The 17,096-nt window shown below is 50.0% G+C and carries 14 protein-coding genes; 2 read left to right on the plus strand and 12 right to left on the minus strand.

The genetic code is table 11. The features are described from left to right. Positions 1-171: 171 nt before the first annotated feature. The 11 genes from FIU95_RS11075 to FIU95_RS11125 all read right to left on the minus strand — a co-directional run bounded on the left by FIU95_RS11075 (position 172) and on the right by FIU95_RS11125 (position 10,893). Positions 172-1,347 (minus strand): CaiB/BaiF CoA-transferase family protein, encoded by a 1,176-nt coding sequence (locus tag FIU95_RS11075; protein ID WP_152453827.1) that lies wholly within the window; start codon positions 1,345-1,347, stop codon positions 172-174. Further along, complete coding sequence (locus tag FIU95_RS11080; protein ID WP_152453828.1) at positions 1,344-2,531, minus strand: CaiB/BaiF CoA-transferase family protein; 1,188 nt, start codon at positions 2,529-2,531, stop codon at positions 1,344-1,346. The genes FIU95_RS11075 and FIU95_RS11080 overlap by 4 nt, the downstream gene beginning before the upstream one ends. After that, positions 2,528-3,322, minus strand: a complete 795-nt coding sequence (locus FIU95_RS11085) for an enoyl-CoA hydratase-related protein (RefSeq protein ID WP_152453829.1) — start codon at positions 3,320-3,322, stop codon at positions 2,528-2,530. The genes FIU95_RS11080 and FIU95_RS11085 overlap by 4 nt, the downstream gene beginning before the upstream one ends. 31 nt (positions 3,323-3,353) lie before the next feature. Beyond that, positions 3,354-4,157: an enoyl-CoA hydratase-related protein gene (locus tag FIU95_RS11090; RefSeq protein ID WP_152453830.1), complete on the minus strand. Its 804-nt coding sequence runs from the start codon at positions 4,155-4,157 to the stop codon at positions 3,354-3,356. A 223-nt stretch (positions 4,158-4,380) separates the two neighbouring features. After that, the gene (locus FIU95_RS11095; RefSeq protein ID WP_152453831.1) at positions 4,381-4,851 is read right to left on the minus strand and encodes a MaoC family dehydratase; all 471 of its coding nucleotides are present in this window, start codon (positions 4,849-4,851) and stop codon (positions 4,381-4,383) included. A gap of 482 nt (positions 4,852-5,333) precedes the next feature. After that, a complete protein-coding gene (locus FIU95_RS11100) occupies positions 5,334-6,233 on the minus strand; it encodes a patatin-like phospholipase family protein (protein ID WP_152453832.1) in 900 nt (299 codons plus the stop codon). Positions 6,234-6,356: 123 nt separating this feature from the next. Then, a complete protein-coding gene (locus FIU95_RS11105) occupies positions 6,357-7,235 on the minus strand; it encodes a patatin-like phospholipase family protein (protein ID WP_152453833.1) in 879 nt (292 codons plus the stop codon). Positions 7,236-7,270: 35 nt separating this feature from the next. After that, positions 7,271-8,131: a patatin-like phospholipase family protein gene (locus tag FIU95_RS11110; RefSeq protein WP_152453834.1), complete on the minus strand. Its 861-nt coding sequence runs from the start codon at positions 8,129-8,131 to the stop codon at positions 7,271-7,273. A 298-nt stretch (positions 8,132-8,429) separates the two neighbouring features. Then, positions 8,430-9,020, minus strand: coding sequence for a Fe-S biogenesis protein NfuA (gene nfuA, locus FIU95_RS11115; RefSeq protein WP_152453835.1), 591 nt, complete (start codon positions 9,018-9,020; stop codon positions 8,430-8,432). Between the two features lie 118 nt (positions 9,021-9,138). Beyond that, positions 9,139-9,819: a type 1 glutamine amidotransferase domain-containing protein gene (locus tag FIU95_RS11120; protein WP_152453836.1), complete on the minus strand. Its 681-nt coding sequence runs from the start codon at positions 9,817-9,819 to the stop codon at positions 9,139-9,141. Between the two features lie 42 nt (positions 9,820-9,861). Continuing rightward, on the minus strand, positions 9,862-10,893 hold the full coding sequence (locus FIU95_RS11125; protein ID WP_305848660.1) for an NADP-dependent oxidoreductase: 1,032 nt from the start codon (positions 10,891-10,893) through the stop codon (positions 9,862-9,864). A 249-nt stretch (positions 10,894-11,142) separates the two neighbouring features. Between FIU95_RS11125 and metH the strand changes: the two genes are divergently transcribed. Both metH and FIU95_RS11135 read left to right on the plus strand, forming a co-directional pair. Beyond that, positions 11,143-14,838 carry a methionine synthase gene (gene metH / locus FIU95_RS11130; protein ID WP_152453837.1) on the plus strand — a complete coding sequence of 1,232 codons (3,696 nt, stop codon included), beginning with the start codon at positions 11,143-11,145 and terminating at the stop codon, positions 14,836-14,838. A 10-nt stretch (positions 14,839-14,848) separates the two neighbouring features. Further along, the gene (locus FIU95_RS11135) at positions 14,849-15,070 is read left to right on the plus strand and encodes a DUF2970 domain-containing protein (RefSeq protein WP_152453838.1); all 222 of its coding nucleotides are present in this window, start codon (positions 14,849-14,851) and stop codon (positions 15,068-15,070) included. 911 nt (positions 15,071-15,981) lie between these two features. Here the strand turns inward: FIU95_RS11135 and FIU95_RS11140 are convergent. Then, complete coding sequence (locus FIU95_RS11140; RefSeq protein ID WP_152453839.1) at positions 15,982-16,947, minus strand: polysaccharide lyase; 966 nt, start codon at positions 16,945-16,947, stop codon at positions 15,982-15,984. Positions 16,948-17,096 lie beyond the last annotated feature (149 nt).

Here is a 17,096-nt window from a genome sequence, read left to right on the forward strand (position 1 = left end):
GCCTAATGTCCCTAGCCAACAAGTCGAACACTGCCAATGAGGGAGGCATGTATGAAAGTAGGTGGGTAAATTTCGCTTAAAAAGTTGGCCGAGAGACACACTGACCAGACTCCCCGACCGCCTTAGAGCATGATTAGAAGGAGGTTCATTTCCTCCTCTTGTAAAGAAAAGCTAGGTTTTGAAAAGTTTGATAATTGTGTCGCGATCACCATTCAAAAATGGTGGTGGTGGGCGTGTCTCAGATTTATCGGGATAGGCCGATAGTTTAATGGGGTTACCAGCGGTACTAATCCCCTCAAAATCAGGCGAAGTCAAAGAGACAATCATATTTCTAGCTTTCAGCTGCTCACTATCAAATAGGTCGCTGACATGGTTAACCGGGCTCACAGGAACTCCGGCTTTCGCCAGGGTCTCGAAAACTTCAGACACTGGCATTTTGCTTAGTATTTTATTAATTTCCGCCTTTAGTTCATCGCAATTTTTAACACGTGCTTGATTATCAACAAAGCGTGGGTCTTTAAGTAAATATTCACAACCCAGCGCACTACAAAATTTCTCATACAAGCTTTGATTACCGCATACAATGCCCACCTTCCTATCTTGACATTGATACAAGTCAAATGGAGAGGTAGCCGGTTCCTTATTCCCCTTTGGTTTAGGTATTTCGCCATTCGCCGAATAATTCAGCAGTGTCCCCTCCATAATCGCAGCGAGGGAATCCAGCAAACTCACATCAATACAAATACCAGGACTTTGATTTTTCACTCGCTCATAAAGACTGGAGACAATGGCAATAGCCATATAAGTAGCGCCAGTAACATCGCCAATTTCTGCCCCCACCCTTACCGGGCCAGCATCTGGATATCCTGTCACACTCATAAGGCTACTCATAGCCTGAATAACTACATCATAGGCAATCGTGTTATTTTCGATGTTCTGACCAAAACCAGACAAACTAGCACATACTAATTTAGGATTTAGTTCAAGAAGGGATTTAGCTTTGAAGCCAATTTTTTCAAGATAACCAACCGGCATATTCTCAAAAAAAACATCAGCCCGCTGAATCAGGCGTTTAAAAATATCTTTATCCGCTTCATCTTCAAGATTCAGGGCAATACTTTTCTTGCCATAGTTTACATGAGAAAAATAAACAGAATTCCCGTGAAAAAACGGTGGCATAGAGCGGGCTATATCACCTTCAGGTTGCTCAACTTTAACAATTGTAGCCCCCAACTCCCACAATAATTTAGTACAGTAAGGACCGGCAAGAATTTGCTCAAGACTGACCACCAACATTCCATTTAAAGGGCCAGGATTCGCCCCAGAGAAAAAATCTTCCTCGTTCATAGCGAACCCCCATTGCTTAACCAAGAAAGTATCTCACTCCTATGCCCATCTAACTTAGGTGGTGCTGGCCATAGGTCGGGATCTTCATATCGATCATATTTCATTGGGTTCCCAGATATAAATACGCCATTCTTCTGATAAACCGGATCATTGAAGCCTTTCATCAGCTTACGTTTTACAGCAATATCGCTTTTGATAAGCTCTTCAACATTTTGCAAAGGCCCACAAGCCACTCCAGCATCATTTAGAGCCTGCTCCAAGTCTGAGGATTTCCACTGAGAAATTTTCTGCTGCAAAATTTTATCAAGTACAACCCGGTTTTCGACACGATCATGCATGGTTGCAAAGCGTGAATCTTGAATCAAAGGAGTCAAATCAAGCACTAGACAAAGACTGGAAAATTCACTATCCGTGATTGCGGCCAAGGCAATAAAACCGTTCATTGCCCGGTAGAGTCCCAAAGGTGAGAAAGTTGGATGTGCAGCCCCCAAGGGGATTGGATCAATTTTAGTGACCGAATAGTGGGCAATGAAACTTTCCATAACCGCCATTTGGCAATCCAGCATTGAAATATCAACTTTACTGCCTTTACCACTTTTCTCTCGGTCAATCAGTGCCGCATTTACTCCCAGCGTACACATTAGCCCCCCGTAGATATCACTGAAAGAAGTACCTGGACGAACAGGTCTTTCAGGCTCCTCGGGGCCAGTTACACTGACTATTCCACACATACATTGCACAATCAGGTCATAAGCGGGATGACTTGCTAATGGCCCGGTATGACCGAATCCAGAGATACAGGCGTAAATCAACGAAGGATATTTTTTATGTAAATCCTCCCACCCAAAACCCAGTCTTTCCATCACTCCAGGACGAAAGTTTTCCAGAACAACGTCAGCCTTTTGTAGGAGTTTAACGAACACATCAATATCATCAGGGTCCTTAAGATTCAGCGCTATGCTCTTCTTACCGTAATTAATCGAATCGAAATACCCCGGTTTACCCTCAACAAAGGGAGGAAATGCCCGGGAATCATCACCAGTATTGGGGCGTTCAATCTTTATTACGGTTGCCCCCAGATTGAAGAGAGCTGCTCCACAAAATGGCCCCGCCAACACTCGGCTCATATCGAGAACTAGAACTCCTGATAATGGGCCACGAGATTTTTCACCTTCATCTTTCATTTCTGATTACCCCGCCATGCTGCAGGACGTTTCTCAAAGAAAGCGCTCAAACCTTCCTGCCCCTCTTTGGAAACTCGTATATCAGCGATAGCCTCTATCGTATATTTACGTGTTTTCTCACAATAGGGGTCAACCTCTATGGTATCTATTAGATCCTTGGCTGCTCGCAACGCAGCCGGACTATTATTTAGTATATGATGGCTAATTCGCTCAGCTTCTGCATGCAGATCATCTTGCTGAACGACAGCATGTACAAGTCCTATACGCCTCGCTTCATAGGCATCAATCATTTCTGCAGTAATAAAATACCTGCGCATATTACCAGCGCCAATTCTTTTCCAAATATAAGGACTGATAACGGCAGGAATAAGACCTAACTTAACCTCTGAGAAACAGAATGTTACCGCGGGAGAAGCCACCGACACATCACAACACGCCACCAATCCACAGCCTCCTCCGTAAACCGGCCCCTGCACCAATGCAAGAGTGGGGATACGACTTTTACGAACGGCCTCCATTAAGCGTGATAGATGTGTGGACTCCTCAACATTTTCCTCTTTGGTAAACTTCACCATCCTTTTCATATCGTTAAGGTCAGCACCTGCACAAAATGACCTGCCTTTAGCCTTTACAATTATTAAGCGTACGTCTTTATTACTTTGCACCTTCTTGAAGGCATCCTCTAACTCCAATACCATTTTGTCATTTAAGCAATTATGAACTTCTGGACGATTGAGAGTTATCGTTAAAGTTGACTCCTCAACATCCCATAAAATGGTTTCATACGTCATGTTATGTCCCTGGCGATTGATAGTAGGTTAACTACTTCCCTTTTTGCTGACGTCGCTTTTCTATCTGCGCAACGATTTCAGCTACTGCATCACGGTGCTCCTGGGTAAAATGCAGCCCAGCTTGTATTGAAGCGGCCAAATCCAGACCTCCCTCAAGTGAGGAGTTGGCCCCTTCACGGATCAACCTTTTAGTTGCTCGAATAGCTGCGGGAGGGTTCACCGCAATACGACCGGCATATTCCATGGCTTTTTCAAGCAACTTATCTTCGGGGACAACCTCTACAACCATCCCCATGGCCAAAGCATCCTCTGCCTTTATCCAATCACCCGTCAGTGCCATCATATAGAAATTTTGCAGCCCCATTATTCTGGGCCAGAGCCAGCAACCACCATCACCAGAAATAATCCCCAATTTTATGAAACGTTCAGAAAAAACTGCAGTATCTGCCGCTAGGCGTATGTCGCAGGAAGCTGCCAAATCCGCACCTCCACCCACGGCATAACCCTGTACTGCAGCGATGAAAGGAACTTCTACTTGGGCCATTACTCTCGGCAGCCGTTGAATCCCATAGCGATAATTGTGTCGAATTTGTGACGGGTCTCCGCCAAACATACCCGTCCTTTCATGCATACTTTTTACGTCACCACCGGCAGAAAATGCCTTTCCATTTCCAGACAAAACAGCGACTTTTACTTGAGGATTATTATTGGCATCTATAATTGCTGCCGTTAACTCAGTCACCATCGCGTCATCAAGTGCATTGAGTTTCTGGGGGTTATTCATAGATATGTGGATTACACCCGAGCCATCAAGTTTACTTTCTACTAAAGTCATAATGAGTCCATTGAGTTATAAGTCGAAATTACCTCGAGTGAGCAATACGCCTCGCGCCCCATGGTACGGCTTACGACATTGTAGGCAACCTAATATTTATCTTCATTACCCAACAGAAGACATATACGCCTTTCCAATTTATCTTTACTCAGCTAGAATTTCTTCGCTTACCCCATAAACCCTCCAACTTCTTCAGCATAAACATCTAACACCAAACCACTCATCACTGAATATCATCTGTAAATTCTAGAATTAACCAATCGGCAACCATAGCTGGTTTTTCCTCCCCCTCAATATCCATGGTTGCTCTCAGAGTAAACAGAAACTGGCCAGGTCTTTTCTCTAAAATATCAAGGATTTTTATTCGCATCCGAACTCGACTGCCACAGCTAACGGGATAAATAAACCTCACCTTATTCACCCCATAATTTACTGCCATCTTAAGCCCTTCGATTTTGAACTCTAACTTCTCCAAAAAGTGGTGGACAAGTGACAGCGTTAGAAAGCCATGGGCAATAGTGCCGCCAAACCGCGTTTTCTTTGCTTTCTCAGGATTTACATGTATAAAATTCTCATCCATTGTGCATTTAGCAAAGGCATCTATACGCCACTGGTCAACTTCCATCCACTCTGTAGGCCCAGCATCAAAACCAATAAAATCCTGTATTTTATCTCTGGGAATTATGTTTGGCACCAGACTCTCCTCTCCGACACTCTCAGAATGCAATAGTGATATTTACATTGACGGCATGAAGCTTCAGAAAAAACTACGCAGCTAAAACTTCCCTTATAAAACAGCACTCCACTAATAGCCCACCCCTCAACTAAAACCTCTTAATTTTTTCTTAAGCTTTGCTAACTCCGGACTTAAGCACCCTCTCTGTCATCAACGACCACCAAGCTATAAAGTGACAACTCACAGCCCTAGTGAGCCATTCACGATGCTATAAGCAACAAGGCACTTCAATGATTGGAAATGCAAGCAAAATACACATCAACCAACATAAAAGGCGCAAAACACACCCAAACGACATTATAAACCCCCAGTTAGGGACACCATTACTTACCTACCGAAACTATCAAAAATAATTGCGTCACTCTCTACCAAAGTATTTCCATTGAAGAAGTTGGCCCCAATTTTCGATTAACCATAAATGCACCAGGATTATCTTATTACTAAATTTGAGTAGAAGATTCTGGGCATTCCTGTAGACCCATCCCCAAAGAAACTGCCCCCTTAAGACTCTTTATTACCGCTCTGCCATCGGCGCGGCCGATTTCCAGTGTCTCCATAACTGCTTCTGGGTTGGTGAAATCCCACACTTTAATCGGCAGAGGTTTAGAGGGCTGAACATAAGTCCAGAGCTGGGTGCCCCGGCGTTGGGTGAAACAATCGGGAAAATTGCGGAAACGATTAGTGAGCAGAATCAGTACCCTGCCCTCTACAGTATCCAGGCCACCAACCGGAACATTGTCCACGATCCCCCCATCGAGAATTTCCCTGCCATTAAGTTGGAGCCTTGGTGTAAAAGGGGGAGTGCAGGAGGAACTTAGTATCAGGTGTTCCAGTTCATCCATATTGCTGCAATCCTGGGCGCGGTAAAAAGTCTGGCGAAACCCAAGCTTGGTCGCTGCCATGGAATGAAGATTGCGGGGGAAGCCTTTGTCGGCATAATAAATTACCGCGCCAAAAGTCAAAGCCAGGGGGCCGTACATCCAGGCGGGCGGATGACTAACTGCCAGGCGCAGTTCCGCCACCCCCTGCAAGGCCTGTGGGCCATTCTCGAACAGCTGCCGAATCCCATTACGGCAAATAGCATATTGAGGAAAAACTGCTTCCTGCCTGAATAAGTTGCTCCAATAAATATTTTTGCGATTGGTGCTAAATACCGAGCGGACGTAATCTACCGCCTGCTGTTCCCTACCGATCAACAGCAGGCCAGCCACAAGGCCACCCGCCGATACGGCGCTCACTACTCGGGGAGATAGCTGGATTTCATCAACCACAGATTCCCAAAAACCAATCTGCCAGATACAACGGCCGCCGCCGCCGGCAAAGACTACCTGATCAAACATGAACAAACTCCCTTTCAAAACCAAGCCACCCTTCCCGAGCTGGCCCTAATCCAATTCCCCCATTTAAAAATATTGTCAGTAGTAACCCTGTATTCCAGAGGATATTGATGCAGAAGCGCAAAACTACTTCTCTTGCATCCCAGTGTAAAAACCGCGCTCCGCTAGCATATTTTGTAAAAATAAGCGGCCATCTCGGCGTCCAATTTCATAGGTGCGGACAATCCCTTCAGGGTTAGTAAAATCCCAAACGCTGATGGGTGGCGGCTCTGAGGGCTGCACATAAGTCCAGAGCTGCTTGCCCATAGGCTGGGTAAACCAGTCGGGAAATCCCCGGTAGCGGCGGGTCAGCAAAATAAGTACCCGCCCCTCCCCCGGATCGATCCCCTCAACCGGCACATTGTCCACCACCCCACCATCCAAAGCCTGTCTCCCGTCTAGGCTAAGCCTTGGAGTGAAGGGTGGAGTGCAAGATGAGCTCAAAATCAGCCGCTCAAATTCACCAACATCAGCACAGTCCTGCGCCCGAAAAAAATCTTGTTTGTAACCCAGGCGCCGCGCAGTTTTAGAGTGCAATTTGTGCAGCAAATATTTGTTGGAGTAATAAATTGCCCCGCCAACGGCCAGTCCCAGTGACGCCGGCAGCCAAGTGGGCGGTCGGGATACGGCAACCCTGAGTTCGGCTGAAGATTTCAAGTTTTTAAAGCGGTCACTAAAAAGCTCTCTAATGCCCTTCTTGTAGATTTCATACTGAGGAAAAACCGGCTCCTTACCCAAGAGGTTTCTCCAATACACATTGCGGCGATTTGCACTGAAAACTGAGGAGAAATAGTCCACCGAAGTGGTTGCCCTGCCAATCAATATCAGGCCCGCTATCATGGCTCCTGCGGAAACCCCGGTGAGCACTCTCGGCTCGAGCTTTATCTGATCCGCGATCGCTTCCCAAAATCCTATTTGCCAGGTACAGCGGCCACCCCCACCGGCAAACACCACCTGGTCAAACATGCCCTAATTTCCCCGCCCGGCGACTATCCAACTTTTCATTTGGCACTTCCCTCAGGGGAGTGTGCTGCCAGGAACGCCTCTCCATCGGCAAAACCCGCATCAAAGGCCTGCCACAATCTCTGCGGATTGGAGAAATCCCAAACACTGACCGGTAGGGGCCGGCTGGGTTGCACATAAGTCCACAACTGCTCGCCCTTCTGACAGGTGAAGCAGCTCGGGTATTGCGGATACCTGCGAGTGAGTAAGATCAATACCCGGCTTGGCCCCGGATCGAGTCCGGCAACCGGTACGCTATCCACAATGCCGCCATCCAGTACTTCTGCTCCCCGATGCTGTTGACGGGGAGTAAAAGGCGGTGTGCAGGAGGAAGAGAGAATCAGCCTTTGTAGATCCCCGACATTGCTACAGTCCCGCACCGAGTAAAATGACTGCTGATAACCAAGGCGTCTCGCCGTATTGGGATGAAGCTCACGGGTTAGGAAGGTATCCGAGTAATCAATACCCGCCCCAATGATCAGGGCCAGGCGGCCGTTCAGCCACTGGGGGGAGTGGCTGACAGCTATACGCAGCTCGGTAGCGGCTCTCAGGCGCTCAAAGCCGCCTTCAAACAGTCTGCGCATGCCATTGCGATAAATATGATGGTGAGGAAAAAGCGGACCTTTGCGAAAAAGATTCCCCCAGTGGATATTACTGCCGTTCTCCTCGAATGCTTCAGCGAAGTACTCCACCGCATCCAGGGACTTACCCATCAATATCAAGCTGGAAACCATGGCACCGGCTGAGACGGCACTTACGATCTTGGGCCTGAGCCGGACCCTATTCGCGACAGACTCCCAAAACCCGATCTGCCAGGTACAACGCACTCCACCACCGGCAAATACCACTTGATCGAACATAGAACCTTTTCCCGGCCTACCCGCTGCAACCTGTGGTGCCAGAGCACCCATAGAGCGCCAACCACCTCCACTGAGGCGGGATACCCAACCCAGCGATACATCTTAGGGGGTCTTTAAAATATATACGGGATGGGCAAGGTTCGGGGCGGCTAATGCGCCTTCAGAAGCTCACTAGGAAGTTGGGTGACAATGACTGGCCAGTAACTTAAAGAAGCGGGATAGCAAGAAAAAAGGCGAAGAGATACTTCGCCTTTTAATCCACTCAATAAGAGAATGAAGAAGAGAAAAGAGCTATTTTTTAGTAATAAGCCTGAGACTTATCCGTGTGATCGGTAATATCTTTAACGCCGGCTAGCTCGGGGATTTTCTCTTTCAGGGTTTTCTCAACGCCCTCTTTCAAAGTCATATCCACCATGCCGCAGCCCTGACAGCCACCACCAAATTTCAAAATGGCAAACTTGTCCTCCGTGACCTCCACCAGGCTCACTTGGCCACCGTGAGCCGCTAGACTGGGGTTCACCTCATTGAAGAGCACATAGTTGATACGGTCTTCAATGGGGCTGTCATCGGTGATCTTGGGCATGCGCGAGTTGGGCGCGCGGATAGTGAGCTGGCCACCCATTTTATCGGAGGAGTAGTCAACTCGGGCATCATCCAGGTATGGCACGCTGCGGCCTTCGAAATAGGCCTTGAGACCGTTCATCTCTATCATCACATCCTCTGGCTCTTCCTCTCCAGGACGGCAGTAGGCGATGCAGGTTTCGGCACTGGGTGTACCGGGGTTGGAGACAAACATACGAATCGCGATTCCCTCGCAGTCCTGCTTGGCTAGCAGCTCTTTCAGGTACTCCTGCGCGGATTCGGTGATGGTGACATTCAGTTCTGACATAAGCCTTCTCAAATAACCGAGCTTCTTTGTCGGGTATTTTACTCTCAGAAGCGCTTGAGTGAAACCGGTGTGTTTTTCGGGAGGTGACAGCCCTTGGCAACCCCCTCCCGAGGACGCCTCAAACGGGAATCATTCCCATCAGGGTTTGCGCCACATCTTCCGAGGATGCGGGGTTCTGGCCGGTGACCAACTTGCCATCTACAACCACATAGGGTGCCCAATCCTCTTCGCTGGAATAGTTGCCGCCGCGATCTTTGAGCATATCCTCCACCAGGAAAGGCACCACATCCACTAGCCCCACCGCTTCCTCCTCGGAGTTGCTAAAACCGGTGACACTCTTGCCGGAAACCAGGGGATGTCCATCTTTGCGCCGGGTATGGCGAAACACGGCAGGGGCATGACACACGGCGCCTACCGGCTTTCCGTCCCCGTAAAACGCTTCAATCAGGGCGATGGAGTCCTTGTCCTCTGCAAGATCCCACAGGGGACCATGACCTCCGGGATAGAAAACCGCATCAAAGTCCGACGCTTTCACATCCGCAAGCTTACCGGTATTGGCCAGCGCCTGCTGGGCTTCAGGGTCCTGGCGGAAACGCAGCGTGGCGTCGGTCTGGGAGTCTGGCTCGTCACTTTTGGGGTCTAGTGGCGGTTGCCCTCCCTTGGGAGAGACCAGGGTAACTTCCGCCCCGGCATCCTTGAAGGTGTAGTAAGGCGCGGCAAACTCCTCCAACCAAAAACCGGTTTTCTTGCCGGTATCGCCCAACTTATCGTGTGATGTCAGAACCACTAATATTTTCATCGGCGACCTCCCTGGTGCCCTTTGATTTATAAAAGCCCGCAATCAGTCATCGGTGCCCAAGCGCACCACGACCTTGCCAAAATTCTCTCCCTTTAACAGCCCCATCAAGGCTCGGGGTGCTTTTTCCAACCCCTCGACCAAATCTTCGCGGTATTTGATCTTGCCTTCATTAACCCATCGACTCAAACCGGTAATAAAATCACCGAAACGCTCGTATTGATCAAAAATAATGAACCCTTGAATTTTCAGACGTTTCGTCAGGACTTCACGCATTAACAGGCTCAGGCGATCCGGGCCTTCAGGCAGGGAAGTGGCGTTGTAATGTGCAACCAGTCCACACACCGGAATCCGAGCAAAGTCGTTGAGAAGCGGTAAAACCGCATCAAATACATCTCCCCCCACATTCTCGAAATACACATCCACACCATCCGGACAAGCCTCCTCCAGTTGCTCGGGAAACTCTTCGGCGCGATGATTGAGGCAAATATCAAAACCCAACTCCTCCACCGCGTAGCGGCATTTTTCTGCTCCGCCGGCAATACCAACCACCCGGCATCCTTTTATTTTGCCGATCTGCCCCACGGTGGAACCCACCGGGCCGGTGGCTGCGGCGACAACCAAGGTGTCCCCTGCCTGGGGCTGGCCAATTTCCAGCAGCCCGAAATAGGCGGTGATACCCGGCATGCCCAAAACGCCAAGGGCATAGGAAGGATGACTGGGATTTTTACCCAAGTTGACCAACCCCTCGCCATCGGAGACCGCATAGTCCTGCCAGCCGCAGTAACCCAGCACCCAGTCGCCCTCTTCGAAACCTTCCAGGTGTGACTCAAGCACCCGACTCACGGTACCCCCCACCATAACGCCGCCCAGGGGTACCGGCTCTGCATAAGACTTGGCATCACTCATACGGCCGCGCATATAGGGGTCCAGAGAGAGGAATACGGTACGCAACAACACTTCGCCACGAGCAGGCTCAGGCAGCCCCACTTCCTCAATACTGAAGTTATCTTCGCTCGGCGCCCCTTCGGGCCGGGCTGCCAATACTACCCGGCGATTCTTATCCTTTGATTGCACGATTTTTTCTCCTTCCTGGAGCCAACCTTTCAATTGGTACAGCCTTCTGTACCATTAGCGAAGCAGGCTCTCCCCTGGGTTTTTATGTCTGCTGAAGGCCAAACTATAGATAGAAATTGCACACCCTTAGTAAAAAATTACCGGTTATTGTGTCGCAGCAGTTTTTATCCATAAATTTAGCCCCTGTTGGCAAGCATCCCTGTGCTAAGATTGATGCCTTTCCCGCCATCGACAAATAAGGATTGGTCAATGTCTGCGCTGTCCCGCAATCAACGTCTGCAGCAACTCAAAGTCGCGCTCACTCAGCGCATCCTGATACTGGACGGCGCTATGGGGACCATGATCCAGCGGGAAAAATTGCAGGAGGAAGATTACCGCGGCGCTCGCTTCGCCGACTTCCACCGGGACCTGAAAGGCAATAACGATCTGTTAAGCATTACCCGCCCAGAGTTAATCGAACAGATCCACCGGCAGTACCTGGAAGCCGGCGCCGATATTATCGAAACCAATACTTTTAATGCGACCGAGCTGTCCCAGTCTGACTACGACATGGAACATTTGGTGGTGGAGCTGAACCGCACCTCAGCGGAACTGGCCCGCCTTGCGGCAGACGCCCTCTCCACTCCAGAGCGCCCCCGCTGGGTGGCCGGCGTGATCGGCCCTACCTCGCGCACCGCGAGTATTTCCCCGGACGTCAACGACCCGGGCGCGCGCAATGTGACTTTCAACGAGCTGGTCCACAACTATGTGGAAGCCGGCCGCGCCCTGGTCGAGGGCGGCAGTGACCTGATCCTGATCGAAACTATCTTCGACACCCTCAATGCCAAGGCAGCTATCTACGCCATGCAGCAGCTGTTTGAGGAACTGGGCTTCGAATTGCCGGTTATGATCTCCGGCACCATTACCGATGCTTCCGGGCGTACCCTCTCCGGGCAGACCACCGAGGCGTTTTACTATTCCATCGCCCACGCCAAACCCATTTCCGTTGGTCTTAACTGTGCCCTGGGCGCCACCGAACTGCGCCCCTATGTAGAGGCTTTATCTGGCGCCTGCGCCACTTATGTTTCCGCACACCCCAATGCCGGCCTGCCCAATGAATTTGGCGAGTACGACGAAACCCCGGAGCAAACCGCGGCGATTGTGGCAGAGTTTGCCCGCAGTGGTTTTATCAATATTCTCGGCGGTTGCTGCGGCACCACGCCAGAACACATCCGCGCCATTGCAGAAGCGGTATCCGATATCCCTCCGCGCCAACTGCCCGAGATCAAGCCGGCTTTGCGCCTGTCCGGCCTGGAGCCGTTTGTCGCCGATGAGACCGCCCTCTTCGTCAATGTGGGTGAACGCTGTAATGTCACCGGTTCCGCCCGCTTCAAGCGACTGATTCTGGAAGAGGACTACGATACCGCCCTGCAGGTCGCCGCCGCCCAGGTGGAAGATGGTGCGCAGGTAATTGATTTCAATATGGATGAGGCGATGCTCGATGCACACGCCGCCATGCGCCGCTTTCTCAACCTCGCTGCCACCGAACCCGATATCGCCAAAGTGCCCTTTATGGTGGACTCCTCCAAGTGGGAGGTGATTGAGGCCGGCCTGCAGTGTATTCAGGGTAAACCCATCGTGAACTCCATCAGCCTCAAGGAAGGCAAAGAGGAGTTTATCGAGAAAGCGCAACTATGCCTGCGCTACGGCGCCGCCGTAGTGGTGATGGCCTTTGATGAGCAGGGCCAGGCAGATACTTTTGAGCGCAAGATCGAAATCTGTAAGCGCAGCTACGACGTTCTGGTGAAGGAAGTCGGTTTTAACCCCAGCGACATTATTTTCGACCCCAATATTTTTGCCGTCGCCACTGGCATTGAGGAACACAACAATTACGCGGTGGACTTTATCCAAGCCTGCCGCTGGATTCGTGAAAATCTACCGGGTGCCCAAATCAGTGGGGGCGTCTCTAACGTCTCCTTCTCCTTCCGCGGTAACAACCCGGTGCGCGAGGCCATCCACTCGGTATTCCTATTCCACGCCATCAAGGCCGGCCTGAATATGGGCATCGTCAACGCCGGTCAGCTGGCGGTCTATGACGAGCTGCCTGAAGAGCTGCGGGAAAAGGTGGAAGACGTCATTCTCAACCGCAATGCTGAATCCACCGAAGCCCTGCTGGATATCGCCCCCAAATATATGGGTGAAGGCGGCGGCACAACGCGCAAGGAAGACCTAAGCTGGCGTGAGCTGCCGGTCAAAGAGCGCCTGGCGCACTCCCTGGTAAAAGGCATCAACAACTATATCGAGGAAGATACTGAAGAGGCCCGCGCCAATAGCACTCGCCCCCTGGATGTGATCGAAGGTCCGCTGATGGACGGCATGAATATCGTTGGCGACCTGTTTGGCGAGGGCAAAATGTTCCTGCCCCAGGTGGTGAAATCCGCGCGGGTTATGAAGCAGGCGGTCGCCTATCTGCAACCATTTATCGAAGCGGAAAAAACCGAGGACAGCCGGCCCAACGGACGTATCCTGATGGCTACGGTTAAAGGCGATGTACACGATATCGGCAAGAATATCGTCGGAGTGGTGCTGGCCTGCAACAATTACGAGGTGATCGACCTCGGCGTGATGGTGGCCGCAGAAACTATTTTGCAAACCGCCCGGGAAAAGAACTGCGACATTATCGGCCTATCCGGTTTGATCACCCCCTCCCTCGATGAGATGGTGCATGTCGCCGCAGAAATGGAACGCCAGAAGTTTGATATTCCACTGCTGATTGGTGGTGCCACCACTTCCAAGGCACACACCGCAGTGAAAATTGATCCCCAGTTCAATCGCAACCAGGTGGTCTATGTAGCGGATGCCTCCCGCGCCGTGGGGGTGGCCAGCAGCTTAATTTCCGATGAACTGCGCCCGGCCTTTGTTGAAAAGGTCCGCGCCGAATACGAAAAGGTGCGCACCCGCACCGCCAATAGAAAGCGTAACGACACCCGCCTTACCTATGCGGAAGCCCGCGATAGCGCACCACAATTCGACTGGCAGAATTACCAACCCGTAAAGCCCAAAAAACTGGGCATCACCGTGATCGATGACTTTCCCCTGGAAAACCTGCTCGACACTCTGGATTGGACACCGTTCTTTTTATCCTGGGACCTGGCGGGTAAATACCCGGCAATCCTCAAGGACAAAGTGGTCGGTGAGGCTGCCAGCGATCTCTATCACAATGCCCTGCGCCTGCTGAAAGAGATGATTGCCAAGAAGCAGCTGCGCGCCCGCGCCGTGTTCGGCCTGTGGCCCGCCAACAGTGTCGGCGACGATATTATCGTGTACAAAGATGAAGAGCGCAGCGACGAGCTGGCGCGTCTGCACCATATTCGCCAGCAGGTACACAAGCTAGGCGGCGATGGCCTGTGCCGCTCCCTGGCGGACTTTGTCGCCCCGCTGGATTCCGGCTATCTCGATTATGTCGGCGGCTTCGCGGTAACCACCGGCATCGGTGCCGACGAATTGGCGCAGAGTTACGAAGCCAAACACGACGACTACAACGCGATTATGGTGAAAGCCCTGGCGGACCGACTGGCGGAATCTTTTGCCGAAACCCTGCATCGCCAGGTACGCAAGGAGTACTGGGGCTATGCGGCGGATGAAGAATTGAGCAATGAACAGCTGATCAAAGAAGCCTACCAGGGTATCCGCCCCGCGCCCGGCTATCCCGCCTGTCCGGACCATTCGGAAAAAGCTACGCTGTTCAAACTATTGAGTGCCGAAGAAAATGCCGGGGTCAGCCTGACCGAGCATTTCGCCATGATGCCGGCGGCCGCAGTCAGCGGCTGGTACTTCGCCCACCCGCAGGCCAAATACTTTAATGTCGGTAAAATCGGTCGGGACCAGCTGCAAAGTCTGGCCAAGCGCAAAGGAATTGGTGAACAGGAACTGGAGCGCTGGCTGCGCCCAAATCTCGAAGAGTGAGGATCCCCCCATGCAGGAAAATAATAAGAAACGAGCAAGGAAGCCCGGACTTGGCCAGATTGTACTGAGCACTCTAGCGGGGGCCATTGGAGTTCAGAGCAACAAGAACCGAGAGAAGGACTTTCAAAGCGGCAGCATGACCCACTATGTTGTCGCTGGAATTGTCTTCACCATTTTGTTTGTCTTGACTCTGATACTGATCGTAAAGACTGTACTGGGCAATATGGGTTGAATCCTTGCCCTTTCCGAATGCGGGCATCCAGCCCGCTACATCACGCACTCTTCGCACAAATACCTATCGACCCGGGTGGCTAGCCCCATAGGGTAGTATTGCTTAGAAAATTTATAAGCTTTAAGGGGGGATTGACCCGGTACGGCTCAGCTCCGGGCCTGGGCTATTCATTAGCGGACGAATAGCGGATCAGCGGGTGGAAACCCAGAAAATACAGGTGACAACAAAGATAGCGACGAGAGCCACGGCGGCGATGGCATCTACAAAATTGTCTTCTTCAGGGGTAACAGCTACTTCTTCATTCATCGAATTTCTCCGATTACCATTATTGTTATTCAAAGTAGGTGAGCCGCAAGTAGCGACATATCAAGTAGAGCAAATTGAGTCTTCAGTTGCAAGGCGAGCAAGAATCGGAGCGTAGACCCATCCATTCATATGGATCAGGCACACCTGCAATCTATTTCCAGCTCAGGCATTGCGGCGCTTAGCCCAGGCACCAAAGCTGTAAACCAGCTGGTTGCCTATAGATATGCCGACAATATCCATGCTAAATCGAACATCATTTAGGTCGACATTGCTACACGTAGCTTAAATTGCAGAATGAAACCAAAGTGGGCTTAAACTGTTATGAATGGGTGTTCTTTTGTTACAGCTCTTAAGAGTCTGCATGCCCAAGCACGGTAGATTTACCAGTTTAGAAGGCCGCTTCATAAATGGATCGGCCATTAGCAAAAATGGAGGATAAAAATTCCTACACAGCCATGATGATATGAAGTTTGACAACTATTATTATTTAGCTCAAATGTAAAAATCCGGAATCCATATTAGGAATTCCGGATTTCTTTTAACCAGATCAACAAACCAAAGGGTTCAATTGAGCGGATTTAAACATACCTAGTAAAAATTAACGTTTACAAAGAGCATGGGGCACTTGTATCGGGGTAGGAGCAAAGAGGCGCCTCGTTTACTACCTTAACACTACAGCAGGCACTCGCACCACCTGGCAAGGCTCCGCAACCACTTCCACCGCAGGAACCACAGGAGTTCTTACAGCAGGCACCATTAGTTGTATATATTCCGCCTTCTTTATATTCACACCTCCAAGCATCCTTACCGGCGATACGTTTACCATTTTTTACAGTAAAGTTATCGAAGTATGCCTTAACGGTCTTGGTTGGTGCCCACTCCTTAGTTGAGCCTCCATGAAAAGTACTGAACAAAAAGGTATCTACCAGTGCATTCATGCTGCCTGTTAGACGTAGCCCATGCTTCTCGCTAATTTTTTTACCATCCACATAAAGCTCGGCGTAGCCATCCGCATTATTGGCAGCAGTATTCATTTGTACAAAAAGTTCTACTCGATACCATTTGTGTAAATCAAATTTAAAGTCTGTTAAGTTGGCAAAGCTATCACCGCAGGCTCTCTGTCTATCCTGGTGATAAACATATAACTTTGGACTACCCTCACCATCAAACATGACGCGAACACTCCAGCCTTTAGGATCTATAGGTTTACACCCTGTCGTACCTGTTCCTCCACCTAAACCGTGAAGCTTGCCTCCCCTAACGAACTGGAAATCACTATGAAACTTCACGTCATAACTTAGGGTTGCTGAACTAACAGAATCGGTCAGCGGTAATCTGCCTGTGATACGCTCAGAACCTTCGCTATAAGGCACATAGCTAGCCTCAAGTAATCTGTTGGGGCCTGTAGTAGGAAAAGTAATCACTTTTAAGTGATTATTTTTTATTTTGAGCGGTGAGTTATACTCAAAATTCATTCTAAATAAAGCATGGTCTGTATATTCACTTGCAATTGAAGCGTTTGAAACCATTAAAACAGTTGCAATCGTTAAAAAGGTAAAAAGTTTCTTCATAATCCTTACCACTCAGAAAAGTCCCTAAGGCTAGCCAACTTCGCACAAGAAGCTAACGCCTCACTCCATGATTGATAATCGAGCAACCGATTATCACGTTCTGAATTTTAACAGCTTCAAGGCCTTCCTTCGACAACAACCTTAAAACA

Origin of the sequence: Microbulbifer sp. THAF38, assembly GCF_009363535.1 — a bacterium.
GTDB lineage: Bacteria > Pseudomonadota > Gammaproteobacteria > Pseudomonadales > Cellvibrionaceae > Microbulbifer.

Coding starts and splice junctions, on each gene's coding strand:
- FIU95_RS11080 (WP_152453828.1), bottom strand. CDS start 2,531: ATGAAAGATGAAGGTGAAAAATCTCGTGGCCCATTATCAGGAGTTCTA.
- nfuA (WP_152453835.1), bottom strand. CDS start 9,020: ATGTCAGAACTGAATGTCACCATCACCGAATCCGCGCAGGAGTACCTG.
- FIU95_RS11140 (WP_152453839.1), bottom strand. CDS start 16,947: ATGAAGAAACTTTTTACCTTTTTAACGATTGCAACTGTTTTAATGGTT.
- FIU95_RS11085 (WP_152453829.1), bottom strand. CDS start 3,322: ATGACGTATGAAACCATTTTATGGGATGTTGAGGAGTCAACTTTAACG.
- FIU95_RS11135 (WP_152453838.1), top strand. CDS start 14,849: ATGCAGGAAAATAATAAGAAACGAGCAAGGAAGCCCGGACTTGGCCAG.
- FIU95_RS11120 (WP_152453836.1), bottom strand. CDS start 9,819: ATGAAAATATTAGTGGTTCTGACATCACACGATAAGTTGGGCGATACC.
- FIU95_RS11105 (WP_152453833.1), bottom strand. CDS start 7,235: ATGTTTGACCAGGTGGTGTTTGCCGGTGGGGGTGGCCGCTGTACCTGG.
- metH (WP_152453837.1), top strand. CDS start 11,143: ATGTCTGCGCTGTCCCGCAATCAACGTCTGCAGCAACTCAAAGTCGCG.
- FIU95_RS11075 (WP_152453827.1), bottom strand. CDS start 1,347: ATGAACGAGGAAGATTTTTTCTCTGGGGCGAATCCTGGCCCTTTAAAT.
- FIU95_RS11100 (WP_152453832.1), bottom strand. CDS start 6,233: ATGTTTGATCAGGTAGTCTTTGCCGGCGGCGGCGGCCGTTGTATCTGG.
- FIU95_RS11110 (WP_152453834.1), bottom strand. CDS start 8,131: ATGTTCGATCAAGTGGTATTTGCCGGTGGTGGAGTGCGTTGTACCTGG.
- FIU95_RS11090 (WP_152453830.1), bottom strand. CDS start 4,157: ATGACTTTAGTAGAAAGTAAACTTGATGGCTCGGGTGTAATCCACATA.